Annotated in this window: 24 protein-coding genes and 1 tRNA gene; 11 read left to right on the forward strand and 14 right to left on the reverse strand. The window is 67.0% G+C overall.

Translation table 11 applies throughout. The features are described from left to right. The first annotated feature begins 209 nt into the window (after positions 1 to 209). The 5 genes from recQ to ABE543_RS16135 all read left to right on the forward strand — a co-directional run bounded on the left by recQ (position 210) and on the right by ABE543_RS16135 (position 5992). Positions 210 to 2012, forward strand: coding sequence for a DNA helicase RecQ (gene recQ, locus ABE543_RS16115; protein ID WP_053520157.1), 1803 nt, complete (start codon positions 210 to 212; stop codon positions 2010 to 2012). Between the two features lie 151 nt (positions 2013 to 2163). Continuing rightward, positions 2164 to 2544 carry a CopL family metal-binding regulatory protein gene (locus tag ABE543_RS16120; RefSeq protein WP_111186732.1) on the forward strand — a complete coding sequence of 127 codons (381 nt, stop codon included), beginning with the start codon at positions 2164 to 2166 and terminating at the stop codon, positions 2542 to 2544. A 74-nt stretch (positions 2545 to 2618) separates the two neighbouring features. Further along, on the forward strand, positions 2619 to 4427 hold the full coding sequence (locus ABE543_RS16125; protein WP_065182602.1) for a copper resistance system multicopper oxidase: 1809 nt from the start codon (positions 2619 to 2621) through the stop codon (positions 4425 to 4427). Further along, the gene (locus ABE543_RS16130) at positions 4424 to 5398 is read left to right on the forward strand and encodes a copper resistance protein B (protein ID WP_346475894.1); all 975 of its coding nucleotides are present in this window, start codon (positions 4424 to 4426) and stop codon (positions 5396 to 5398) included. Before ABE543_RS16125 ends, ABE543_RS16130 begins: the two co-directional genes overlap by 4 nt. 81 nt (positions 5399 to 5479) lie before the next feature. Then, complete coding sequence (locus tag ABE543_RS16135; RefSeq protein WP_111186734.1) at positions 5480 to 5992, forward strand: GNAT family N-acetyltransferase; 513 nt, start codon at positions 5480 to 5482, stop codon at positions 5990 to 5992. A 33-nt stretch (positions 5993 to 6025) separates the two neighbouring features. On the opposite strand, the gene ABE543_RS16140 is transcribed toward ABE543_RS16135, so the two are convergent. Beyond that, positions 6026 to 6343, reverse strand: coding sequence for a zf-TFIIB domain-containing protein (locus ABE543_RS16140; protein ID WP_111186735.1), 318 nt, complete (start codon positions 6341 to 6343; stop codon positions 6026 to 6028). Between the two features lie 150 nt (positions 6344 to 6493). Here ABE543_RS16140 and ABE543_RS16145 point away from each other — a divergent pair, with 150 nt between their 5' ends. Both ABE543_RS16145 and ABE543_RS16150 read left to right on the forward strand, forming a co-directional pair. Then, positions 6494 to 7255 (forward strand): CPBP family glutamic-type intramembrane protease, encoded by a 762-nt coding sequence (locus ABE543_RS16145; RefSeq protein WP_111186736.1) that lies wholly within the window; start codon positions 6494 to 6496, stop codon positions 7253 to 7255. A 92-nt stretch (positions 7256 to 7347) separates the two neighbouring features. Continuing rightward, positions 7348 to 7770: a response regulator gene (locus tag ABE543_RS16150; RefSeq protein ID WP_065174769.1), complete on the forward strand. Its 423-nt coding sequence runs from the start codon at positions 7348 to 7350 to the stop codon at positions 7768 to 7770. A gap of 37 nt (positions 7771 to 7807) precedes the next feature. On the opposite strand, the gene ABE543_RS16155 is transcribed toward ABE543_RS16150, so the two are convergent. Together ABE543_RS16155 and ABE543_RS16160 are read right to left on the reverse strand one after the other, a co-directional pair. After that, entirely contained in the window at positions 7808 to 8746 is a 939-nt protein-coding gene (locus tag ABE543_RS16155; RefSeq protein ID WP_346475895.1) for an alpha/beta hydrolase-fold protein, read from the reverse strand. A gap of 82 nt (positions 8747 to 8828) precedes the next feature. Beyond that, on the reverse strand, positions 8829 to 9680 hold the full coding sequence (locus ABE543_RS16160; RefSeq protein ID WP_346475896.1) for an alpha/beta hydrolase-fold protein: 852 nt from the start codon (positions 9678 to 9680) through the stop codon (positions 8829 to 8831). 713 nt (positions 9681 to 10393) lie between these two features. Here ABE543_RS16160 and ABE543_RS16165 point away from each other — a divergent pair. From ABE543_RS16165 to ABE543_RS16175, 3 genes are all read left to right on the forward strand, one after another. Further along, the gene (locus tag ABE543_RS16165; protein WP_053520167.1) at positions 10394 to 10750 is read left to right on the forward strand and encodes a hypothetical protein; all 357 of its coding nucleotides are present in this window, start codon (positions 10394 to 10396) and stop codon (positions 10748 to 10750) included. 74 nt (positions 10751 to 10824) lie between these two features. Further along, positions 10825 to 11154, forward strand: a complete 330-nt coding sequence (locus tag ABE543_RS16170; protein WP_346475897.1) for a hypothetical protein — start codon at positions 10825 to 10827, stop codon at positions 11152 to 11154. 57 nt (positions 11155 to 11211) lie between these two features. After that, on the forward strand, positions 11212 to 11649 hold the full coding sequence (locus ABE543_RS16175; RefSeq protein ID WP_197572211.1) for a hypothetical protein: 438 nt from the start codon (positions 11212 to 11214) through the stop codon (positions 11647 to 11649). Between the two features lie 431 nt (positions 11650 to 12080). Here ABE543_RS16175 and ABE543_RS16180 read toward each other — a convergent pair. After that, positions 12081 to 12156: transfer RNA gene (locus tag ABE543_RS16180), tRNA-Lys, on the reverse strand. 175 nt (positions 12157 to 12331) lie between these two features. On the opposite strand from ABE543_RS16180, the gene ABE543_RS16185 reads away from it, so the two are divergent. Continuing rightward, complete coding sequence (locus ABE543_RS16185) at positions 12332 to 13288, forward strand: hypothetical protein (RefSeq protein ID WP_346475898.1); 957 nt, start codon at positions 12332 to 12334, stop codon at positions 13286 to 13288. Between the two features lie 72 nt (positions 13289 to 13360). Here ABE543_RS16185 and queC read toward each other — a convergent pair whose 3' ends face one another. The 10 genes from queC to ruvB form a co-directional block, all read right to left on the reverse strand. Further along, complete coding sequence (gene queC / locus ABE543_RS16190) at positions 13361 to 14026, reverse strand: 7-cyano-7-deazaguanine synthase QueC (RefSeq protein ID WP_053520243.1); 666 nt, start codon at positions 14024 to 14026, stop codon at positions 13361 to 13363. Between the two features lie 76 nt (positions 14027 to 14102). Beyond that, positions 14103 to 14804 carry a 7-carboxy-7-deazaguanine synthase QueE gene (queE, locus tag ABE543_RS16195; RefSeq protein WP_053520244.1) on the reverse strand — a complete coding sequence of 234 codons (702 nt, stop codon included), beginning with the start codon at positions 14802 to 14804 and terminating at the stop codon, positions 14103 to 14105. A gap of 229 nt (positions 14805 to 15033) precedes the next feature. Continuing rightward, positions 15034 to 15849: a tol-pal system protein YbgF gene (gene ybgF, locus ABE543_RS16200; protein WP_053520245.1), complete on the reverse strand. Its 816-nt coding sequence runs from the start codon at positions 15847 to 15849 to the stop codon at positions 15034 to 15036. Positions 15850 to 15852: 3 nt separating this feature from the next. Beyond that, the gene (gene pal / locus ABE543_RS16205; RefSeq protein WP_005418510.1) at positions 15853 to 16371 is read right to left on the reverse strand and encodes a peptidoglycan-associated lipoprotein Pal; all 519 of its coding nucleotides are present in this window, start codon (positions 16369 to 16371) and stop codon (positions 15853 to 15855) included. Between the two features lie 64 nt (positions 16372 to 16435). Continuing rightward, the gene (gene tolB, locus ABE543_RS16210) at positions 16436 to 17755 is read right to left on the reverse strand and encodes a Tol-Pal system beta propeller repeat protein TolB (RefSeq protein ID WP_053520246.1); all 1320 of its coding nucleotides are present in this window, start codon (positions 17753 to 17755) and stop codon (positions 16436 to 16438) included. A 181-nt stretch (positions 17756 to 17936) separates the two neighbouring features. Then, positions 17937 to 18989 (reverse strand): cell envelope integrity protein TolA, encoded by a 1053-nt coding sequence (gene tolA / locus ABE543_RS16215; protein ID WP_346475899.1) that lies wholly within the window; start codon positions 18987 to 18989, stop codon positions 17937 to 17939. Next, positions 18979 to 19407, reverse strand: coding sequence for a protein TolR (gene tolR / locus ABE543_RS16220; RefSeq protein WP_053520248.1), 429 nt, complete (start codon positions 19405 to 19407; stop codon positions 18979 to 18981). The genes tolA and tolR overlap by 11 nt, the downstream gene beginning before the upstream one ends. Before the next feature lie 24 nt (positions 19408 to 19431). Next, the gene (gene tolQ, locus ABE543_RS16225) at positions 19432 to 20211 is read right to left on the reverse strand and encodes a protein TolQ (RefSeq protein WP_053520249.1); all 780 of its coding nucleotides are present in this window, start codon (positions 20209 to 20211) and stop codon (positions 19432 to 19434) included. Between the two features lie 10 nt (positions 20212 to 20221). Beyond that, a complete protein-coding gene (ybgC, locus tag ABE543_RS16230) occupies positions 20222 to 20653 on the reverse strand; it encodes a tol-pal system-associated acyl-CoA thioesterase (RefSeq protein WP_053520250.1) in 432 nt (143 codons plus the stop codon). Continuing rightward, entirely contained in the window at positions 20643 to 21683 is a 1041-nt protein-coding gene (gene ruvB / locus ABE543_RS16235) for a Holliday junction branch migration DNA helicase RuvB (RefSeq protein WP_065174760.1), read from the reverse strand. The genes ybgC and ruvB overlap by 11 nt, the downstream gene beginning before the upstream one ends. Positions 21684 to 21826 lie beyond the last annotated feature (143 nt).

The raw sequence follows: 21826 nt of genomic DNA on the forward strand, positions 1-21826 counted from the left end.
GGTGTCGGAGTGCGGGGTGTCAGCCGCATGGATGCGGCTGCCAAGCCTACACGGACGTACTTGCGGCGTCCCCGCACTCCGACACCGCCCCACCAGACCGCGGATCAGCCCAGAGCCGGTTGTTGCCTTTGACGTTGCACTGGCTTGCAGCAGGTGCAGGGCGCAGCCCTGCCGAACCCCTACCCCTCCCTCCGGGGTAAACTAGCGCGATGGCTTCCCGTCCCGCGCACGACCTGCTCAACCGCGTCTTTGGTTACGACGATTTCCGTGGTCCGCAGCAGGACATCGTGGAGCACGTGGCTGCCGGTCACGACGCACTGGTGTTGATGCCCACCGGTGGTGGCAAGTCGCTGTGCTACCAGGTGCCCGCCCTGCTGCGCGACGGATGCGGCATTGTCATCTCACCGCTGATCGCACTGATGCAGGACCAGGTCGAAGCCCTGCGCCAGCTGGGCGTGCGCGCCGAATACCTGAACTCGACGCTGGACGCGGACACTGCCGGCCGCGTCGAACGCGAACTGCTGGCCGGTGAGCTGGACATGCTCTATGTCGCACCCGAGCGCCTGCTGACGGGTCGCTTCCTGTCCCTGCTCTCGCGCAGCCGGATCGCCCTGTTCGCGATCGACGAAGCCCATTGCGTGTCGCAATGGGGCCATGACTTCCGCCCCGAGTACCGCCAGCTGACGGTGCTGCACGAGCGCTGGCCGCAGATTCCCCGGATTGCCCTGACAGCCACCGCCGATCCGCCGACCCAGCGCGAGATCGCCGAGCGCCTGGACCTGCAGGATGCCCGCCATTTCGTCAGCTCCTTCGACCGCCCCAACATCCGCTACACCGTGGTGCAGAAGGACAACGCACGCAAGCAGCTGACCGATTTCCTGCGCGGCCATCGCGGCGAGGCGGGCATCGTCTACTGCATGTCGCGGCGCAAGGTCGAGGAAACCGCCGAGTACCTGCGCGGACAGGGCTTCAACGCCCTGCCCTACCACGCCGGCCTGCCCGCCGACGTCCGCGCGGACAACCAGCGCCGCTTCCTGCGCGAGGACGGCATCGTCATGTGCGCCACCATCGCCTTCGGCATGGGCATCGACAAGCCGGACGTGCGCTTCGTTGCGCATACCGACCTGCCCAAGTCGATGGAAGGCTACTACCAGGAAACCGGCCGCGCCGGCCGCGATGGCGAAGCGGCCGAAGCATGGCTGTGCTACGGCCTGGGCGACGTCGTGCTGCTCAAGCAGATGATCGAGCAGTCCGAAGCCGGCGAGGAACGCAAGCAGCTGGAGCGGTCCAAGCTCGACCACCTGCTCGGCTATTGCGAATCCATGCAATGCCGCCGCCAGGTGCTGCTGGCCGGCTTCGGGGAGACCTATCCCCGCCCCTGCGGCAACTGCGACAACTGCCTGACCCCGCCAGCGGCATGGGACGCGACAGTTCCCGCGCAGAAGGCACTGAGCTGCGTCTACCGCAGCGGCCAGCGCTACGGCGTCGGCCATCTGATCGACATCCTGCGCGGCAGCGAGAACGAGAAGGTGCGCCAGCAAGGTCATGACCAGCTCAGCACCTACGCCATCGGCCGCGACCTGGATGCAAGGACCTGGCGCAGCGTGTTCCGCCAGCTGGTGGCCGCCAGCCTGCTCGAAGTGGACAGCGAAGGCCACGGCGGCCTGCGCCTGACCGATGCCAGCCGCGACGTACTGAAGGGCCGCCGCACGGTGAACATGCGCCGCGAGGCTGCGACCAGCGCCGGCCGCGAACGCAGCGCGCAGCGCACCGGCCTGTCTGTCCCCCCGCAGGATCTGGCCCTGTTCAATGCCCTGCGCGGCCTGCGTGCCGAACTGGCCCGCGAGCAGAACGTGCCGGCCTTCGTGATCTTCCACGACAGTACCCTGCGCAACATCGCCGAACAGCGCCCCACCAGCCTGGACGAGCTGGCCCGGGTCGGCGGCATCGGTGGCACCAAGCTGAGCCGCTATGGTCCGCGCCTGGTGGAAATCGTGCGCGAAGAGGGGTAGCGCCGGGCCTCCTGTAGAGCCGAGCCCACGCTCGGCTGTTGCCGCAGAAGCAGCCAAGCGCGGGCTCGGCTCTACATTGGTGCCGCTCCAATCTTGAACCGGCCATTCAGCCGGAAGTGCATCCGGGCCCGCTTGCGGCTAGATTAGCGCCATGTCCCTGGCCTCGACCCTGCTCCGCGTCGTGCTCATGCTCAGCCTGTTGCTCAACGGGCTGAACGCGGCCATGGCCAGCGGTCATGAGGAGATGGGCCGCATGGCCCACGTGATGATGGCGACGATGGCGGGCGACGCCGACTGCCATCACCACGCCGCCATGTCCGCCAACGAGGCGCCGCAGGCCCAACCGGCGGCCCACGATGCGCATTGCCAGATCAAGGACTGCCTGCGCAGCTGTGCCCAGCATCCCCTGCTGGCGGTGCAGGCGCTGCCCTTCATGGCCGGTCCCGGCCTGTCGCTGACACCGCAGCCGATGCCGGCCAACGGCCGCCCGGCGCCGCCGTTGCCGCCACTTTCCCGCCCTCCCATCGCCTGATCCACACGCGTCGTGCGCCACGCGCACTCAAGCCGGCCCGCTGCCGGCGTCCTACCGTGTCTGGAGTCACCACCATGAATACCCGCATTCCCCCCGGCCCGGGCGCCCTGCCCATGCCGTCGCGCCGCCTGTTCGTTCAGGGTCTCGCCGCTGGCGGCGTGGTTGCCGGCATCGCCGCGGTCGGCGTGCCGCAGCGCGCGCTCGCTGCGGCCAGTGCCGCCCCGCGCCTGGCCGGCGCACCGGCCGTGCTGACCGATACCCGCCTGGAACTGGCCATCGGCGAATCGCTGGCCAACTTCACCGGTCGCACCCGGCCGGCGATCACCGTCAACGGCTCACTGCCGGCACCGATCCTGCGCTGGCGCGAGGGCCAGACCGTGGATCTGTTCGTACGCAATACGCTGGACCGCCACCCGACCTCGATCCACTGGCACGGCATCCTGCTGCCGGCCAACATGGACGGCGTCCCGGGCCTGAGCTTCAACGGCATCGGTCCCGGCGAGACCTACCACTACCACTTCCAGCTCAAGCAGTCGGGCACGTACTGGTATCACAGCCATTCGATGTTCCAGGAGCAGGCCGGCCTGTATGGCGCACTGATCATCGACCCGGCCGAGCCGGCCCCGTACCGGCACGACCGCGAGCACGTGATCATGCTGTCGGACTGGACCGACATGGACCCGGGTGCACTGTTCCGGCGCATGAAGAAGCTCGCCGAGCACGACAACTACTACAAGCGCACCCTGCCCGACTTCGTGCGCGATGTGCGCCGCGATGGCTGGTCTGCGGCGCTGTCCGACCGCGGCATGTGGGGACGGATGCGGATGACACCCACCGACATCTCCGACATCAACGCGCATACGTACACCTACCTGATGAACGGCACCGCGCCGGCCGGCAACTGGACCGGGCTGTTCCGCACTGGCGAGAAGGTGCTGCTGCGCTTCATCAACGGCGCCTCGATGACCTACTTCGACGTGCGCATTCCCGGCCTGAAGATGACCGTGGTCGCTGCCGATGGCCAGTACATCCATCCGGTCAGCATCGATGAGTTCCGCATCGCCCCCGCCGAGACCTACGACGTGCTGGTCGAACCCAGCGGGCAGGATGCGTTCACCATCTTCTGCCAGGACATGGGCCGCACCGGCTACGCGGCCGGCACCCTGGCCGTGCGCCACGGCCTGCAGGCGCCGGTTCCCGCCCGCGACCCGCGCCCGCTGCTGACGATGAGCGATATGGGTCACGACATGGGCGGCGGTCACGGCGGTCATGACATGGCCGCGATGAAAGGCATGGAAGGCGGCTGCGGCGCCAGCATGGGGCACGGCGCGCATGGCGGCGCGACGACCACCGGCAAGGCACCGCAGCACCCGGCCAGCGAACGCAACAATCCGCTGGTGGACATGCAGAGCTCGGCCACCGATCCCAAGCTGGACGATCCCGGCATCGGCCTGCGCGACAACGGCCGCCAGGTGCTGACCTACGGCGCGATGCGCAGCCTGTTCGAGGACCCCGATGGCCGCGAGCCCAGCCGTGAGATCGAGCTGCACCTGACCGGCCACATGGAGAAGTTCTCCTGGTCGTTCGACGGCATTCCATTCGCCAGCGCCGAGCCACTGCGGCTGAACTACGGCGAGCGCATGCGCATCGTGCTGGTCAACGACACGATGATGCAGCATCCGATCCACCTGCATGGCGTCTGGAGCGATGTGGAGGACGCGCAGGGCAACTTCCAGCTGCGCAAGCACACGGTGGATATGCCGCCGGGCACCCGCCGCAGCTACCGCGTGCGCGCCGATGCGCTCGGCCGCTGGGCCTATCACTGCCACCTGCTCTACCACATGGAAGCGGGGATGATGCGCGAAGTGAGGATCGAAGAATGAAGCGCTCCCTTTTCTCCCCCAGCCTGCTGGCAATGGCCCTGACCGTCGCACTGCCTGCCTTCGCACAGTCGCACGCAGGCCATGACAGGCCCACGCCCGCACCGGCACCAGCACCGAAGATCCAGCAGCCCACTGCCGAAGACGCGGTTGATCACTCGAAGATGGATCATTCGAAGATGGATCATTCGAAGATGGATCATTCGAAGATGGATCATTCGACGATGGATCACGCGGCGATGGGTCACGGCACGTCCACGCCGACCGAGCCGCGCGAGCCGATTCCAGTGCCCACCGACGCCGATCGTGCCGCCGCGTTCCCGCCCATCGCCCATGGCGCGATGGAGCATGCGCCGGAGATCAACAGCCTGCTGCTGATCGACCGCCTGGAGCATTGGGACGGCAAAAACAGCAACGGCCAGGCCTGGGAGGCCACCGGCTGGATCGGCGGCAACATCAACCGCCTGTGGCTGCGCACCGATGGCGAGCGCAGTGAGGGCCGCACCGAATCCTCGGCGGTGGAAGCACTGTACGGGCGCAGCGTGTCGCCCTGGTGGGATGTGCTGGTGGGTGTCCGCCAGGACTTCCGCCCCGCCGATTCCCGAACCTGGGCGGCCATCGGCATCCAGGGCCTGGCGCCGTACAAGTTCGAGAGTTCGGCCACGCTCTATGCCGGCTCCGGCGGACAGCTGCTGGCCAAGGCCGAAGTGGAGTACGACGTGCTGCTGACCAACCGGCTGATCCTGCAGCCGCTGGTGGAGGCCACCGTGGCCAGCAAGGACGAACCGGAGTACGGCATCGGGCGCGGCCTGAACAAGGTCGAGGCCGGACTGCGCCTGCGCTACGAGTTCAGCCGCCGCTTCGCGCCTTACATCGGTATCACCCATGAGCGCAGTTTCGGCGATACCGCCGACTATGCCGGCGACCACGCGCGCGACACGCGCTGGGTAGCGGGCGTGCGCATGTGGTTCTAGTCGGCACAATGCGTGCAGCAGCCGGCCCCGGTTCAGACCGGGGCCGGCTACACTGCGGCACGTTCTTTCGCAGCTTGCATCATGGCCTTGCAGATCCGCCGCGCCACCTTCGCCGACGCTGAAGCGCTCTCAGCGATCGCCATCGCCACCTACACCGAAACCTGGGGCGACTCCTATCCGCCGCAGGATCTGCATGCGTTCCTGCACGTACACTACAGCACGCAGCCGCAGCGCATCGAGCTGTCCGATCCACGCAGCGCGGTCTGGCTGCTGCTCGATGGCGATACGGTGGTTGGCTATCTGGCCGCAGGAGCCAACACCCTGCCGCATGTCGACGCCCGCGACGGCGACATCGAACTCAAGCGCCTGTATGTGCTGGCGGCGTACCAGAACGGCGGCCACGGGGCGCGCCTGATGGAGGCGTTCCTGCATTGGCTGGATACGCCGCAGCGCCGCACCCTGTGGGTCGGCGTCTGGGAGGAGAACCTCGGCGCACAGCGCTTCTACGCGCGCTACGGTTGCAGCAAGGCCGGCGAATACGACTTCATCGTCGGCGACAGCCGCGATCGCGAGTTCATCCTGCGCCGGGCCTGACGCCCCCGGGATCGCCGCTGCCCCGTGGGCCTGTCAGAAGTCGAACAGGTCGGACAGGAAGCTTTCCTTCTTCTTTTTCTTGTAGCCGTAACCGTGCTGGCCACGGTTTTCGTCGTGACGCTGGCCAAGGTGGCGGGTATCGCGGTGCATCACCGGCGGTGGCACTGCCGCCGGTTGTGCCTGTGCTGGCGGCGGTGGCGGCACCGCCGCACCAGCATTGGCGCGCTCGATGATCTTGTCCAGTTCGCCACGATCCAGCCACACGCCGCGGCAATTCGGGCAGTAGTCGATCTCGATGCCATGGCGCTCGGTCATCTGCAGGGTCTGGGTCTTGCACACGGGGCACAGCATCGGCATTGCTCCTGTCAGGTCTGATCTGGACTCTACCTGCCCTGCGATGACTGTCCGGCAACGCATGACCGATGGCAGGGGGACTTCCGGCGCGTGCCCTGCATCGCGCCGCCTCGCACACTGCGGTCTGGTCCCGCATGGAATGCGCTGATGAGTGTCCTGTCCCGCCTGCCGACTGCCGCCCGGATCCTGCTGGTCCTGCTGGGAACGGGCCTCGGCCTGAACGTACGCGACATCGCGGCGGCGTTGGGGCGGCCCATCCCCGGCCTGCCGATCCCCTATGGCGGCAGCCTGCTCGACAACGCCCTGGCGGTGCTGGTGGCCGTGCTGCTGGCCCTGCTGCTGCGTCCGCGCCACATGGGGTTGGCCGAAAGCCTCGGCCTGCGCGGCAACGGGATGCGCGGACCGCTATGGGTGCTGCTGGCCAGCCTGCCCTGCTGGGTGGGCCTGGCCGTGCTCGGCCGACCCAACACGGCGCTGACCGCCCTCGATGCGACGATGCTGGCCGTTCTGTTCCCGCTGGCCGAAGAGATTCTGTTCCGCGGCCTGGGCTTCATTCTGCTGGTGAAGATCGTGCGCGGCCCGTGGCCCTTGCTCGCACTGCCGCAGGCCCTGTTGTTCGGCATGGTGCACTGGCTTGGATTCGGCGGTTTCGATGGCGGTGGGGTGGCGCTGTTCGTCGGCGCAGTGATCGCCTTGGGGGGCTTCGTCTTCGCCTGGCTGGACCGCCTGGATGGCAACACCCTGTGGTGCGGCCTGGCGCTGCACGTGTCGATGAACCTGGCCTGGAACGTGTTCAGCCTGGATGACGCCGTGGCGCTCGGTTGGCAGGCCACCAGCCTGCGCATCGGCACGGCTCTGCTGGCGGTCGCGGTCCTGGCCTGGGACATGCGCCGGCGCCGCCGCCTGTAACATCCACGTGGCTTGCCGTGCACGCCGGGATCACTACCGGATTGCGCATACTTGCGCGCCTTTTCACCGCCGCTGTCCGGAGTTGTCGCGTCATGTTGCTGTCCAAGCGCCACGTTGAACCGCGCGTCCTGCTGATCGAGGACGCGGAGGAGACCCGCGAACTGAGCCGCATGGCGCTGGAAAGCCAGGCCTGCCACGTGGTGGGGGTGAGCTCTGCCGAAGCGGCACTGGGCCTGCTGGCCGCCGGCGAGCGGTTCGACCTGCTGTTCACCGACGTCAATCTGGGCCCGATCAGCGGCATCGAAGCCGCCAACCGGGTCCGCGGCCTGCATCCCCAGCTGCCGATCCTGGTGACATCGGGCATGGACCAGCACGCCGTCCTGCCGCAGTTGCGCGACGGCATCCATTTCCTGCCCAAGCCGTACAACATGAGCGAGTTGCTCGATGCGATCCGCCTGTGCTTCCGCCACGCGGATGTGGGCGTATTGACCGGGCCGGATGCACAGGCGGCGTGAAGCATCCATCCACGCCCTGCGTGGATGACCTCCGCCGTCAACCGCTGCTGTACGGCCCGGTGCCCGGAAACACCCTCAGCAGCGCGCGCGTGATCACGTCCGGGTAGACCGTGAAGTGGTCCTCGTCATCGATCACCATGTTCTCCACCTTCAACGAACGCCCGCTGCTGCGCAGCTGCTCGGCGAACTCGGCGTTGTCGCGCAGCATGTCGTTGCGGGTGAAATAACGCGGCTCGGGCTTGACCGTTTCAAAGCTGCCTACCGACAGCACCACCGTGGTCGGCTGCGTCGGCGCCTTGGCCTCCGCCTGCATGCGCGGCACGCGATGATCATCGAACCACAGCGACGGACTGGACAGGATGTAGCTACGGAACATGTCCGGGCGCGTGGTCAGCACATAGGCACCGAACAGGCCACCATAGGAATGGCCTGCATAGGCGCGCCGCGCCGGATCGGTGCGGTAGCGCGCATCGATCATCGGCAGCACCTGCTCGGCAAGAAAGTCGCGATAGTGCGCGGCACCGCCGTAGCTGACGTCATCACTGTAGTCCCGCGGATCGGTACGTGCCGGGTCGCTGGGCGTGTAGTCGCGCGAGCGGCTCTGCCTGGAGGTCAGCCCCTCCTGCGGCGGCAGCCCCACCAGGATGAAGTTTTCAATGTTGACGCCCTGCTGCCCCACCATGTGTCGCACGCTGCGCACCAGCGGGAAGCTGTACAGCGCGTCGGTCACGTACAGGACCGGATAGCGCTTTTCCGGATGCGCGGCGTAGTCGGCCGGCAACGCCACCCACACCGGGTAATCGCGGCCGACCGGATCGTGCACGCGCAGCGCCTCGGTATCCGGCAGCACCACACCCGGCGCGACGGTAAACGCGCTTTGCTTTGCCTCACTCTGCGCCGCCGGTGGCGCCACCGACATCGCACAGCCACTTACGGCCAGACAGGCCGCCACACTCCATCCACGCACACGCTGCATCCACACGCTCCCGTTACGGGCGGCGCACCGGATGGCGCCGCTGCCGCATCCTTGCATGCGGTGCACGCCGGTGCCAGTGCGGTCAGGGCGAAGCCGCTGGCGGCGCCGGGAACAGCGTGCGCAGTGCCTGCAATGCGGCCGGGTGATAGATCGTGGCGTGGGTTTCTTCCGGCAGCGGCAGGTACTTCACCAGCGGCGACGGCGACGGCTGTTGCAGCAGCGTGGCCAACTGCGCCGCGGAACTGGCCAGTTCCGGTTGCCCACTGCTGGCCAGGAATACGCGTGGCTTTGCCTGCGTCACCGCCGGCAGCTGCGTGGCTGCGCCGGCCAGCAAGGTGCCACGGTTCCACCACAGGCTAGGATCGAGCGCGATGTAGCTGTTGAACAGCGACGGTTCCTGCAGCAACGTCTCGACCACGAACAGGCCGGCCAGCGACTCGCCGATCAACGCACGCTCGTCGGTGGTCGGATAGCGCTGGCGCACCTGCGGCATCAGTTCATCGCGCAGGAAGGTGCGGTAGGCCGCCGAACCGCCGATGCGCGGCGCGATCTTCTGGTCCTGCGGGTCCTTGCTGGGGCCGGTCATGTCGCGGCGCCGCTCGGTGTTCTCGATGCCGACCAGCAGGAACGGGCGCATGCTGCCGTTACCGGTCAGCACCTGCACCAGCCCCGCCACATGCAGGAAATCCTCGCCGATGCCGCCGTCGGGCATGTAGAGCACCGGCAGCGGCGTGTTCGGGTCCAGCCCCCAGGGCTGCGGGCGGTAGACATTGATGCGGCGGGTCTCGCCCAGCGCCTTCGATTCGAGGGTGAAGGTCTCGCCGATGACGAGCGGCGCGGCCGGCGTTGTCTGCGCGGACGGCGCGGGTTCGGCGGCCATCAGTGGCGCGGCGGAGACGGCGGACAACAACAGCGACAGCACGATGGGGCGCATGGGGAACCCGTTCTGGGAAAGAGGCCGAGCATAGCGCGAGGTCGCTGTAGATCCACGCCAAGCGTGGATGGATCACTGTAGAGCCGAGCCCACGCTCGGCTTGGCCCTGACGCGAACTGCAGCCGAGCATGGCTCGGCTCTACAACACATCGCTCTGGCGCGGACGCCAACATCTCGGTCGTCGCAAATGCACCGATTTTCGAGGGTACGACTCGCAGGCCTTGCCACCATTGCAGGTGAAAGTGGAGTCTACATTCCACGTGCCGCGTCACAGCACGCTCGCCGCCACCAGCTGTCCTCGACAACTTCCAACGCGTTTGACCAAGCGCATGAGTACATGCGGCGCGCACTGTCGCTTGCTGCACCAGCGTGGCCTGCGCCACCATCGTCGCGCGTACGGATTCCGCATTCTCCTTCGGACTATCCTCATTGAAATCCAAGCGCGTGCGTAATCACCATGCAGCGCCACCGACAACAGGTGGCACCGGGCCTGCAAGCCCGTGATTACTTTCAAGCATGTTGTTTGCGCTCCCCCGTCGGCATCATCACTGGATGGTGCCGGCGGGTGATCCATCGGCCTTCATGGCGGGCGGTGCGTGGGGGTCTCCGGACCCGCCGGTCAATTGCTTGATGTCATCCCGGCTTGCAGCCACGCATCGCCCGCCACCCGCTCTGCGCGGTGGCACGTCCACGCAAGAGCCGAGGAAGCCGAGATGACCGAACGTCCGCACTATGCTTCACACGCCACCAGCATCGATGATGACGACGACAACCCATCGCCCGAACTGAGCACCTTCCTGGGCTGCCTGAAACGCATCCGCGCGGGTGAAGGTGCCGATGGTCTGCCCTGGCCTGAGGCCGACGTTTCCCCGGGGCGTGGGGTTGCCCTGTCGCGGGTGGAACGGGCTGCCATCGGCATGCTGACCGTGGCGGAAATGCTGCACGCCGCCGACCGCTGCCGGGAAATGGCCACGCCGGACCGGCATCTGGACGCCGGGGTGGTGGAAGGGCTGTTCTTCGCCTGCCGCAGCCTGGCGGAACTGGTGTGCCGGGATGTGCGGGCCGAGTAGCCCGCTGCCGCAAAGCGGTCCATACTCGGGCCGAACCGGTCCATCGTCATGTTCAAACTTACAAGGAGGTACAAATGTTGAATGCAATGATCGTCGTCGCACTGGCCGCAGGCCCAACCGCATCCGCACCGTATGGCGACTGCCTGCTCGCTAACCTCCAGCCCGGGCTGTCCGACCGTGCAGTGCAACTGGTGCAGCAGGCCTGCGCCGCGAAGCATCCCGACAGCTTCGCTGCATCAGTGGAACTGGAGCGCAGATACAGCATCCAACGGCTGGCGCAGTTCGATGCGGATCGTGCCACGGCGGAGCGGGCCGCGAACGCCGCCGCCCGCGCTGCGAATGTGGCTGCCACCGTGGCGGCGGAACGCGAGGCAGCAGAGGCCAAGGCTGCGACGGCGAAGTAGCCTCCACAGGAGGTGGGGAACGCACCCATTGATCGCTGTCCAAGGAAAGGAATTCCCATGCAGATGACGTCGCTTGCTTTCGGCATCGCGTTGTTGACGAGTGTGTCTGTCGGCCCGGCACTGGCCGTTGCCGAGGCCACACCCGTGAAGGCGCGCACCACCGTGGAATCGCGGACGACCTGGCCAGCAGGCTCCGTCGAGGCCGCGTCCATTCTGGCGTGGGTCAAGGCACGGTCTCCCGGATACGCGCCCGTCACCTCTGGGGGAGAGATTTCGATTGTCCGCAGGCAGATTGAGCCGCAGCCGCTGACTCGAACATCCAGCGGCTCAACTGTGGAGCTGCCCGCCTCAGGGCGGCAGGGCGAGGCGATCACGATCACGAATCGCCAGGCAGATGGCTCCATCGAAACCTGGGCCCATACAGGGATCGACAGCGGGTGGATGCTGGTTGAGTATCACTTCAAGCGCGGCTTCAGCCCCGAGAGCATGAACTAGTCCAGTTCCGCTTTGCACTCCTGTACGGCCCTGGAATGCTCCGCGATCTGCGTCGGATTTTCGTCCAGCATCTCCGCTCCATGCCGCACATGCATCAAAACAGGCCGCCGCAGCGTTGACTGCGCGGTGCTAGGATTCAAGCCACCAGTCCAGGGTCCAACCGTATGAGCAGCTTCAGCTTCTGGCATTGGATGATCGTGCTTGCGGCCGTGCTGATCCCGGCCGGGATCGCCGCTGTCCTTGCCTATGTGCTGTTCCGAAGCCAGAAAGTGAAGTCGTGAGCGACACGCAATCGTCAGCCCCATGCAACGTCTGCGCGCAGCCGCAGAATGGGGCGCAGATGGAGAATGAAGCGCGTTGCCCTTGGCCTTGAGGCGGAGGACGATCCAAAGAAAAGGCGCCCCGAAGGACGCCTAAGTCTCTGAGTGCAATGGTGGGCCGTGTAGGATTCGAACCTACGACCAAAAGATTAAAAGTCTTCTGCTCTACCGACTGAGCTAACGGCCCGGTGCACTGCCCCAGCCGCGTGGCGGGGGTGGGCATTCTACCCCACTTTGCCACGCGACGCGAAACCCCATACCCGCAGCCCGGGCAATCAAGCGCCCGGGCAGCCGGCTTGAACCGGCTTAAACCTTCCGCCCGCACCGCGCATCCCATCCCTGATCCCCACTGGAGAGCCTGGATGCGCCGCTGCCTGCCCCTGATCGCCGCACTGCTGTTGCCCGGCGCCGCGCTGGCAGCGCCGTCCCCGGTGCGTAGCGACGACATCGCCCGCTTCTGGGCCACCTACGATGCGGTGCGCGCCGAACCCGATGCCGAGCGCCGGGTGGCGCTCGTGCAGCAGCGCTACGTCGACCCGGGCAGTCCCGGCCTGCATGCGCTGATGCAGGTCCGCAATTACACCGCGCGCGAGTATGCCGAGGCCATGCGCGCGTGGCCGCGCTTCTGGAACTCGGTAAGGCCACTGACAGCCAACGCCCGCAGTGCCAGCGCGACGCTGGAACAGGATCTCATGGCCTTCCGCACGCTCTACTCCGCCCTGCGCCCGGCCACGATCACCTATGCGGTGGGCGTGCTGCGTACCGGCGGCACCACGCTGGGCGACCAGGTGCTGATCGGTGCGGAGATGGCACTGGGCGACGAGCGCGTGGATGTCAGCGAACTGCCGGAGCCGATGCGCAGCCGCCTGCGCATCTTCTATGACAGCCGCCCCGGCGCGAACAACGCGCAGAACAACCTGCATGAGTATGTGCACACCCAGCAACGCGAGACCACCGGCAATCTGGCGCAGTACGCGGTACGCGAGGGTGTGGCCGAGTACATCGCCGAGCGCATCAGCGGCAGGCGCCCTGCCCTGCCGCTCTATGACTACGGCCCGCTGCACGAGGCGGAGATACGTACCCGGTTCATCGCCGAGATGGACGGCGATGACCTGGACAACTGGCTGTACAACAGTGCCCGCAATCCGTTCGGCGTGAGCGACGTGGGCTACTACGCCGGCTATCGCATCGCGCAGGAGTACGTGCGCCGGCAGGCCGATGAGAAGGCGGGGATCGCGCGGATGATCGAGCTGGACTACGCCGATCCCAAGGGGGTGCGGGCCTTCATCGAAGCTTCGGGTTGGTTGCAGCAGCGGTAGCGCCGGGCCATGCCCGGCGCACAGTGCCAACCAAGGTTGGCACCCACCATTGAGGCATCAGCCCCCATCACCTCAGGCGTACAGCGTCGGGTCGGCCACGCCGGCGTCGGCGAAGCCCTGTGCACGCAGGCGGCAGGCATCGCAGTGGCCGCACGCGGCACCGTTGGCATCGGCGTTGTAGCAGGACACGGTCAGGCCGAAGTCCACGCCCAGGCGCACGCCCTCGCTGACGATCTGGCCCTTGCTCAGGAACTGCAGCGGCGCGTGCACCTTGATGCCCGCGCCTTCCACGCCGGACTTCGTCGCCAGGTTGGCCAGGGTCTGGAAGGCGGCGATGAATTCGGGGCGGCAGTCCGGGTAGCCGGAGTAATCCACGGCATTGACGCCACAGAAGATGTCGTTGGCGCCCAGCACTTCGGCCCAGCCCAGGGCCAGCGACAGCATGATGGTGTTGCGTGCCGGCACGTAGGTGACCGGAATGCCGGCACCGCCGGCCTCGGGCACGTCGATGTCATCGGTCAGTGCCGAGCCGCCGATGCTGCGCAGGTCCACATCCACGGTCTTGTGCGCGACCACGCCCTGGGCCTTGGCCACGCGTGCGGCGGCGTCCAGTTCGGAGGTGTGGCGCTGGCCATAGCGTACGCTCAGGGCATGCACGGCAAAGCCCTGTTCCTGGGCCATGGCGATGACGGCGGCTGAATCCATGCCGCCGGAGAGAAGCACGACTGCCTTCTTCATGGAAAATCTTCCGGTTGGGGGAGGAAAGCCAGCACGCTGTCCCGCGCCGGAGTTGCATCAGGAAACAAGGGTGGCCTCAGCGGCCCGGCTCATCGTTCCACAGAATCTTGTGCAGCTGCATCTGGAAGCGTACCGGAAGCCGGTCTTCAACAATCCAGTCGGCCAGCTGGCGCGCGGTGATCTCCCCCTTGCTGGGCGAGAAGAACACCGTGCAACGCTTCACCAGCTCGTGCTCGGCCAGCAGGGCCTTGGCCCAGTCGTAGTCCTCGCGGCTGCAGATGACGAACTTGATCTGGTCGCGTGCAGTCAGCAGCGGCAGGTTCTCCCAGCGGTTGCGCGCCACCTCGGCCGAACCCGGGGTCTTGATGTCGACCACGCGTGATACGCGCGGGTCCACCGCGCTGACGTCCAGCGCACCGGACGTTTCCAGCGAGACGTCCAGGCCGGCGTCACACAGCTTCTGCAGCAGCACCAGGCAGCGCTTCTGCGCCAACGGCTCGCCGCCGGTCACGCAGACGTGACGCACGCCCTGGGCCAGCACTTCGGCCACGATGTCGTCGATATCCCACCAGGTGCCGCCGTGGAAGGCGTACGCGGTGTCGCAGTACTGGCAGCGCAGCGGGCAGCCGGTCAGGCGCACGAACACGGTCGGCCAGCCGGCGGTATCGGCTTCGCCCTGCAGCGACGTGAAGATCTCGGTGATCTTCAGGCGCGGCAGGGGCGACTGCACGATGTCGCTGGGGGTGGCGACGGCGTTGGACGGGGTAACGGCGGTCATGGCGGGAACTTCTTTGTGGGACACGTGGCGGGTGGGCTACCGTGGCCGGTAACGAAAGCAGCAGAGCATGGCTCGGCTCTACAACAGCAACCGGACGGGCATGGCCCAGCCGGTGATGCGAGCCGCCGGGCATGGCCCGGCGCTACCGGATCCGGGCGGGTTGGCCGATCCGGAAACGAAAGCAGCCGAGCATGAGCTCGGCGCTACGGGACACGTATTGTACGCCCGGTCAGCGGATCTGCTGGCCCAGGCGGATCGACTGCAGGCGGTCCTGCGCGGTGCGCGCGGCGTCCGAGCCGGGGTACTGCGCCACGACGGTCTCCAGCGTCTGCTGGGCCTGATCGACCTTGCCCTCGCCATACTGCGAGAGGCCGACCTTGAGCAGGCCGCCCGCGGCCTTGTCATGGGTCGGATAGCGTGAGAGCAGCTCGCGGAACTGGGTCTCGGCCATCGGGAAATTGCGGGTGGCGTAGTAGCTCTCGCCCAGCCAGTACAGCGCATTCGGCGCGTACACGCCGTTCGGATACAACTGCAGGAAGCTCAGGAACAGCTGCGCCGAATCATCGTACTTGCCGGCCTTGAGCGAATCGAAGGCGACGTTGTAGGCGGTGCGCTCGTCGCCCGTGGCGGCCAGACTGCCGGGATCGCCATGGATGGACGGCGGCCGCTCGGAAGTGGCCGCCGCTGCCGGTTTGGCCGGGGCCGGTGCGGCCTGCGGCGCGTTCGCCGGAACGGGGGGCAGGACCGGGGCATTGCCCCCTTCCAACCGGTTCAGGCGGCTGTCCAGGTCCAGGTACTGATCCTGGGCGGACTGCTTGAGCTGGGCGTTGTCGTGCTGCAACTGCTCGATCGAGGCCTGCAGGCTGGTCACCTGCTGCCGCAGCTGGTTGATCTGGTTCAACAGGTCCTGGTTGGCACTGTTGTTGTACATCTGCTGCTCGAGCGCGCCGACACGATCGGCCAGACTCTGTCGCTGTGCATGCGCCGGTGCTGCAGCCACGAGGGCTGCCGCAACGACCAGCATCAGTTTGATGCCAATGCGCATGGATTACTGCGCGGTGTAGACGATTTCGACGCGACGGTTCTGCGACCAGCAGGACTCGTTCGACTCGGTGCAGACCGGACGCTCTTCACCGTAGGACACGACGGTCAGCTGCGAAGCCGAGCCACCGTTGGCCTGCAGCGCCGAGCTGACGCCGTTGCCACGACGCTCGCCCAGGGCCTGGTTGTACGCGCGCGAACCGCGCTCGTCGGTGTGGCCCTGCAGGGTGATGCGCGAGGACGGACGGTCACGCAGGTACTTGGCGTGGCAAGCCATGATGGCCTGGAATTCCGGCTTCACGTCTTCCTTGTCCAGGTCGAAGTAGACAACGCGCTGGCGCAGGCAGGCATCGGTATCCAGGTCGCCCGGGCCGTACAGGCCGGAGGTCGACGGACCGGTCGGGGTGGTGGTCGAGGTGCCGGTGTCGACCGGGGCTGCCGGCTCTTCCTTCACCTTCTTCGAGCAACCGGCCAGGACGGCCACAGACAGCAGGGAAACAAGCAGAACACGGGTGGACTTGTTCATGGCGATACCTTTGTGGCTCCTAGGCCGATGAGGGGTTCAAGACAGCGAAAATATTAACACTCTTTTAGCGCTGGGTACGGTATGGGGACCATGCCGGCTCGCGCACATCACCATCGGCCAGAACCAGGCGCTGGCGAACCCGCGCATCGGCCGAAACGGCATACAACACACCACGGCCACCTTCGCGGGCGGCGTACAGCACCATGCTTGCGTTGGGCGCAAAGCTCGGCGATTCATCCAGCGAACCCGGGGACAGGGTGCTCCAGCGCGGCGAGCCCAGCGAGCTGTCCATCATCGCGATCTTGTAGCTGTTGCCCGAGCCCTGGGCCACGGCGATCTTCTTGCCGTCGTAGGACACCGAAGGCTTGGCGTTGTAGTTGCCCTGGAAGGTCACGCGCTCGGCGCTGCCGCCGCCGGCACCGACCTTGTAGACCTGCGGACGGCCGCCGCGGTCGGAGGTGAAGTACACCGCGCTGCCGTCCGGTGCCCAGGTCGGCTCGGTATCGATGGCGAAGTGGTTGGTCAGCTGGGTCAGCTGCTTGCTGCCCAGGTCCATCACGTAGATTTCCGGGTTGCCGGAGCGCGACAGGGTCAGGGCCAGCTTGCGGCCGTCCGGCGAGAACGCAGGCGCGCTGTTGATGCCGCGGAAGCTGGTGACCAGCTCACGGGCACCGGTGGCGATGTTCTGGATGTAGATGGCCGAGTTGCCGCGCTCGAAGCTGACGTAGGCCAGCTTGCCACCATCCGGGCTCCACGACGGCGACAGCAGCGGCTCGGCCGAACGCACAATGGTCTGCGGGTTGTAGCCATCGGAGTCGGCCACCATCAGCGCATAGCGCATGGCATCGCCCTTGCCGCTGGCGGTCACGTAGGCGATGCGCGTCCAGAAGGCACCCCGGACACCGGTGATCTTCTCGTAGATGGCATCGGCCATCTGGTGGGCGACGTCGCGCATGGCATTGCCGCGGGCGGTCATCGCCAGGCCGAGCAGGCGCTCGCCCTTCGGCACGTCGAACAGTTCGTACTCGACGCGGTAGGCACCGGCACCGGCGTCCAGCACGCGGCCGACGACGATGTAGTTCTGCTTCAGCGCGCGCCAGGTGGCGAACTGGATCTCGCCGCCACGGACGGGCTTTTCCACGATCTGCGCTTCGGGCAGGGTGCGGAACTGGCCCGAACGTTCCAGGTCGGCGCGGACCACACCGGCGACATCGGTCTGCGGTGCGGCCGACGAGCCCTGGTAGGGCATCGGCACGATGGTGATCGGCAGCGCGGACGCGTTGCCACCGATGATGTCGATATCCAGTCCCCTCTGCTGCGCGACGGCAGCGAAGGGCAGCAACAGGGCCGCAAACACGGCAAGCCAACGAGGCATCTTCTTCATGGAGCGCTCAATAGGGGGAAACCGGAACGAGGGATAGCAAAGCGGCGGTGAACCGCTTCGCAATCATGAACCAAGGGTACGTGAATTCCGGGTCAGTTCCAGCCCGTCCTCTCACGCCCCATTAACGTATCGGTCGGCTGCCGCGCGACGGGGCGACCCGCAGGCCGGCCCGCGCGGCCGATCAGTCCTGAGCAGTGAAGGTCAGGTTGAGCGTGCGATTGAACACCGACTCGAAGCCGCGGTACGGCAAGGGCTGCGCATTGAGCACCGCCGCCTCGATCGAGCGCCTGCCGGCCTCGTCGTAGGCACAGTTGGCGCTGACGGCAGCCCGCAATACCTGGCCACCCGGAATCTGGGTGATGGTTACCTGGCACTTCTGGCCCAGCGGCACACTGTCCGGGCGGGTCCAGGTGTCACGCACCTTCGCCTGGATCGCCGCGACGTACTTCGCCGAAAGATCATCGCTGTTGCCACCGCCCCCAGCGGCCGGCTGTGCCGCACCGGTGTTGCCGGCCGGCGCGCTGCCGGCGGCGTTGCGTGCGGCGGCGACCTGGCGCAGCTTCTGCTCGGCCAGCTTGGCTTCCTTCTCCGCCTGTTCGCGCCTGGCACGGATCTCGGCGATCTTCTTCTGCCGTTCGGCCTCGGCCTGGTCGGCGGCCTGCCGCTCCTGCTCGGCACGCTTCTTCTTGGCGTCTTCTTCCTGCTGCTTGGCCAGGCGCAGCTTCTGCTCGGCTTCTTCCTGGCGCTTGCGCTCGGTCAGGTCGATCTGCTCCTGGCGGCGCTTGGCTTCCTGTTCCTGCCGGGCCTTCTCCTGCGAGATGGCCAGTGCGCTCACCGCCTCCTGGTCCTGCGTATCGGGCTGGGCGACACGCTCCTGCGCCTGTTGCTGCTGCGGCGTGGGAGCATCCTGCGGACGTGGCTCGGGAATCGGCTGCGGCGGTGGAATGGTGTCCTCGGGCACCGGAATCGGCTCGGCAACCGGCGGCGGCAGATCTTCCAGCTTCTCCGACTGGCGCAGGGCCTGGCGCGCAGCGGCCGCCTCCGACGCGGACAGCGCCAGGCTGGCCTCGACCGAGGGATCACCGGCAGCGGCATCGGTATTGCGCGTGGGCGACCACAGCCACGCCAGGATGAACACCAGCGCGACCAGCAGGTGCACCAGCACGGCCAGCGCCAGGGGCAGGCCCCAGCCCGGTTCCTGCTGTCGCGGAGGCGGCAGGGTCTCAGCGTGCATCGGTGGCCAGGCCTACCTTGTCCACTTTCGCGCGCTTGATCACGTCCATCGCCGCGATGACCTTCTCATAGGCCACGGCACGGTCGGCGGCGACGATCACGCGCAGGCCCTTGTCCTGTGCGGCGATGCCGGCCAGGCGCCCTTCCAGCTCCTCGGCAGACACGGCCGTGGGCTCCTTGGCGTCGGGCAGCTTCAGGCTCAGCTGGCCGTCCTGGCGCACCGAAACGATCACCGGATCCTGCTTGCTCTCCAGTGCCTTGGCATTGGAGTTCGGCAGGTCCACGTCGAAACTCAGGGTGAGCAGCGGCGCGGTGACCATGAAGATGATCAGCAGCACCAGCATGACGTCGATATAGGGAACGACGTTGATTTCCGATTTCAGCTTGCGGCGCTTGCGGCGACCGATGGCAGCGGACATGGCTTGGACTCCCGGGTCAGGCGCTTACTCGTCGCCAGCGCTCTGGCGCTGCAGGATGGAGCTGAACTCGTCGGCGAAGGTCTCGAAACGCACCGACATGCGCTCCACACGGGTGGTGAAGCGGTTGTAGGCCCACACCGCCGGGATTGCCACGAACAGGCCGATGGCGGTGGCGAACAGCGCTTCGGAGATGCCCGGGGCGACCGAGGCGATGCCGGCCTGGGCGCCGCTGCTGATCATGTCGTGCATGGTCACCATGATGCCGAACACGGTGCCGACCAGGCCCACGTAAGGCGCGGTCGAGCCGATATTGGCCAGCAGTTCCAGATTGCGCTCGAGCTGGTCGACTTCGCGGGTGTAGGTGGTGCGCATCGCACGTTGCGCGCCTTCCAGCTGCGCACGGCCATCCAGCCGGCGCTTGTCGCGCAGGCGGGTGAACTCGCGGAAGCCCGCCTCGAAGATCGCCTCCAGGCCGCCCACGTTGCGGCTGCGGTCGGTGGCCGAGCTGTACAGCTTGCCCAGGTCGGCGCCGGACCAGAAGCGGTTCTCGAACTCGTCCGCCTCGCGGGTGGCCTGCTTGAACACGCGGGCCTTGCGGAAAATGATCACCCAGCTGACGAACGAGCCGACCAGCAGCAGCAGCACGATGATCTTCACCGGCAGGCTGGCCTTGGCCATCAGTTCGAGGTAGTTGATGCCGCCGCCGGTGGTGGCCTGGGCAAGGGTCTGGGTCGCGGCGTTGCTGACGTCAGCCGGCAGTGCCTCGGTGACCGTGGCCTGCAGGGCCAGGAGCGTTGCGATCATCCGTTGTTCCTCAGTGTTCGGATTCGGGGTGGAGGTAGGGTTGCAGCACGGCAAGGACGGCGTCGTCCATGCCACGCGGGCGGAAACTGGCCGCGTCCAGTGCGGCGATGCGGACCTGCGCCGACAGCAGCAGTTCGCCGTCGCGCTCGATCCGCTGATCGAAGACCATGCTGGCCTTCTTCAGCTGGACCAGCGTGGCACTCACCTGCAGGAGGTCATCCAGCCGCGCCGGCCGGATGAAGTCCATCTGCATGGCACGTACCGCGAAGACCATGCCGTGCTCGCTGCGCATGCGCTCCTGGCCATAGCCCAGCGCGCGCATCCATTCGGTCCGGGCCCGTTCCATGAAGGCCACGTAGCGGGCGTGGTAGACCACCCCGCCTGCGTCCGTATCTTCCCAGTAAATGCGTGTCGGCCAACTGAATAGTGGCTCAACCGACATCGGGAACCTCCGCGAACAGGTCCTGCGGCGGGTTCTTCGGCTTCAGCCCCATGTGCCGGTACGCCTTGTGGGTGGCCATGCGGCCGCGCGCGGTGCGCACCAGGAAGCCCTGCTGGATCAGGTAGGGTTCGACCACGTCTTCCAGCGTTCCGCGCTCTTCGGACAGCGCGGCGGCCAACGATTCGATACCGACCGGGCCGCCGTCGAAGTAGTCCACCAGGGTCCTGAGCAGGCGCCGGTCGAGCTCGTCAAAGCCCTCCGGGTCGACCTTGAGCATCTGCATGGCCGCTTGGGCGACCGCCACGTCGATGTGGCCACCCGCCTTCACCTGGGCGTAGTCGCGCACCCGCCGCAGCAGGCGGTTGGCGATGCGCGGGGTGCCACGCGCACGGCGCGCGATCTCCCCTGCGCCGTCGGCGGTGCAGTCGATCCCCAGGATGGTGGCCGAGCGGCGTACGATCCGGGTCAACTCCTCGACACTGTAGAACTCCAGCCGCTGGACGATGCCGAAGCGGTCACGCAGCGGCGCGGTCAGCAGGCCGGCGCGGGTGGTGGCCCCGATCAGCGTGAACGGTGGCAGGTCGATCTTGATCGAGCGGGCCGCAGGGCCCTCGCCGATCATGATGTCGATCTGGAAATCCTCCATCGCCGGGTACAGCACTTCCTCGACCACCGGCGACAGGCGGTGGATCTCGTCCACGAACAGTACGTCGTGTGGCTGCAGGTTGGTCAACAGCGCGGCCAGATCACCGGCCTTTTCGATCACCGGACCGGACGTCACCCGCAGCGCCACCCCCAGTTCGTTGGCGATGACGTGGCTGAGCGTGGTCTTGCCCAGCCCCGGCGGACCGAAGATCAGCACATGGTCGAGCGCGTCGCCGCGGGCCTTGGCCGCTTCGATGTAGATCTCCAGCTGCTCGCGCACCGGCGCCTGGCCCAGGTAATCGGCCAGTCGCTTGGGGCGGATGCTGGCGTCGGCGGCGTCATCCTCGCGGGTGGCGCCGGCGCCGATGATGCGGTCGTCGGTCATGTGCTGATTATGCGGCAAAAGCGCGGGTTTCGGCCGGGCTGTGCCCGGCGCCCGCAGACGCTACGGCAACATCCAGAGCAGCAGCCGAAGCGGGCGTCCTGGCAAATGGCGGGGTGGGTCCGGTTCCTAGTGGGTGTCGACCT

The sequence above is a fragment of the Stenotrophomonas sp. TWI169 genome, from assembly GCF_039674705.1.
GTDB classification, from domain to species: Bacteria; Pseudomonadota; Gammaproteobacteria; order Xanthomonadales; family Xanthomonadaceae; genus Stenotrophomonas; species Stenotrophomonas maltophilia_P.

Bases quoted from the DNA above. Each gene is read 5' to 3' on its own strand.
- recQ (WP_053520157.1), top strand. From the start codon at position 210: ATGGCTTCCCGTCCCGCGCACGACCTGCTCAACCGCGTCTTTGGTTAC.
- ABE543_RS16120 (WP_111186732.1), top strand. From the start codon at position 2,164: ATGTCCCTGGCCTCGACCCTGCTCCGCGTCGTGCTCATGCTCAGCCTG.
- ABE543_RS16125 (WP_065182602.1), top strand. From the start codon at position 2,619: ATGAATACCCGCATTCCCCCCGGCCCGGGCGCCCTGCCCATGCCGTCG.
- ABE543_RS16130 (WP_346475894.1), top strand. From the start codon at position 4,424: ATGAAGCGCTCCCTTTTCTCCCCCAGCCTGCTGGCAATGGCCCTGACC.
- ABE543_RS16135 (WP_111186734.1), top strand. From the start codon at position 5,480: ATGGCCTTGCAGATCCGCCGCGCCACCTTCGCCGACGCTGAAGCGCTC.
- ABE543_RS16140 (WP_111186735.1), bottom strand. From the start codon at position 6,343: ATGCTGTGCCCCGTGTGCAAGACCCAGACCCTGCAGATGACCGAGCGC.
- ABE543_RS16145 (WP_111186736.1), top strand. From the start codon at position 6,494: ATGAGTGTCCTGTCCCGCCTGCCGACTGCCGCCCGGATCCTGCTGGTC.
- ABE543_RS16150 (WP_065174769.1), top strand. From the start codon at position 7,348: ATGTTGCTGTCCAAGCGCCACGTTGAACCGCGCGTCCTGCTGATCGAG.
- ABE543_RS16155 (WP_346475895.1), bottom strand. From the start codon at position 8,746: ATGCAGCGTGTGCGTGGATGGAGTGTGGCGGCCTGTCTGGCCGTAAGT.
- ABE543_RS16160 (WP_346475896.1), bottom strand. From the start codon at position 9,680: ATGCGCCCCATCGTGCTGTCGCTGTTGTTGTCCGCCGTCTCCGCCGCG.
- ABE543_RS16165 (WP_053520167.1), top strand. From the start codon at position 10,394: ATGACCGAACGTCCGCACTATGCTTCACACGCCACCAGCATCGATGAT.
- ABE543_RS16170 (WP_346475897.1), top strand. From the start codon at position 10,825: ATGTTGAATGCAATGATCGTCGTCGCACTGGCCGCAGGCCCAACCGCA.
- ABE543_RS16175 (WP_197572211.1), top strand. From the start codon at position 11,212: ATGCAGATGACGTCGCTTGCTTTCGGCATCGCGTTGTTGACGAGTGTG.
- ABE543_RS16185 (WP_346475898.1), top strand. From the start codon at position 12,332: ATGCGCCGCTGCCTGCCCCTGATCGCCGCACTGCTGTTGCCCGGCGCC.
- queC (WP_053520243.1), bottom strand. From the start codon at position 14,026: ATGAAGAAGGCAGTCGTGCTTCTCTCCGGCGGCATGGATTCAGCCGCC.
- queE (WP_053520244.1), bottom strand. From the start codon at position 14,804: ATGACCGCCGTTACCCCGTCCAACGCCGTCGCCACCCCCAGCGACATC.
- ybgF (WP_053520245.1), bottom strand. From the start codon at position 15,849: ATGCGCATTGGCATCAAACTGATGCTGGTCGTTGCGGCAGCCCTCGTG.
- pal (WP_005418510.1), bottom strand. From the start codon at position 16,371: ATGAACAAGTCCACCCGTGTTCTGCTTGTTTCCCTGCTGTCTGTGGCC.
- tolB (WP_053520246.1), bottom strand. From the start codon at position 17,755: ATGAAGAAGATGCCTCGTTGGCTTGCCGTGTTTGCGGCCCTGTTGCTG.
- tolA (WP_346475899.1), bottom strand. From the start codon at position 18,989: ATGCACGCTGAGACCCTGCCGCCTCCGCGACAGCAGGAACCGGGCTGG.
- tolR (WP_053520248.1), bottom strand. From the start codon at position 19,407: ATGTCCGCTGCCATCGGTCGCCGCAAGCGCCGCAAGCTGAAATCGGAA.
- tolQ (WP_053520249.1), bottom strand. From the start codon at position 20,211: ATGATCGCAACGCTCCTGGCCCTGCAGGCCACGGTCACCGAGGCACTG.
- ybgC (WP_053520250.1), bottom strand. From the start codon at position 20,653: ATGTCGGTTGAGCCACTATTCAGTTGGCCGACACGCATTTACTGGGAA.
- ruvB (WP_065174760.1), bottom strand. From the start codon at position 21,683: ATGACCGACGACCGCATCATCGGCGCCGGCGCCACCCGCGAGGATGAC.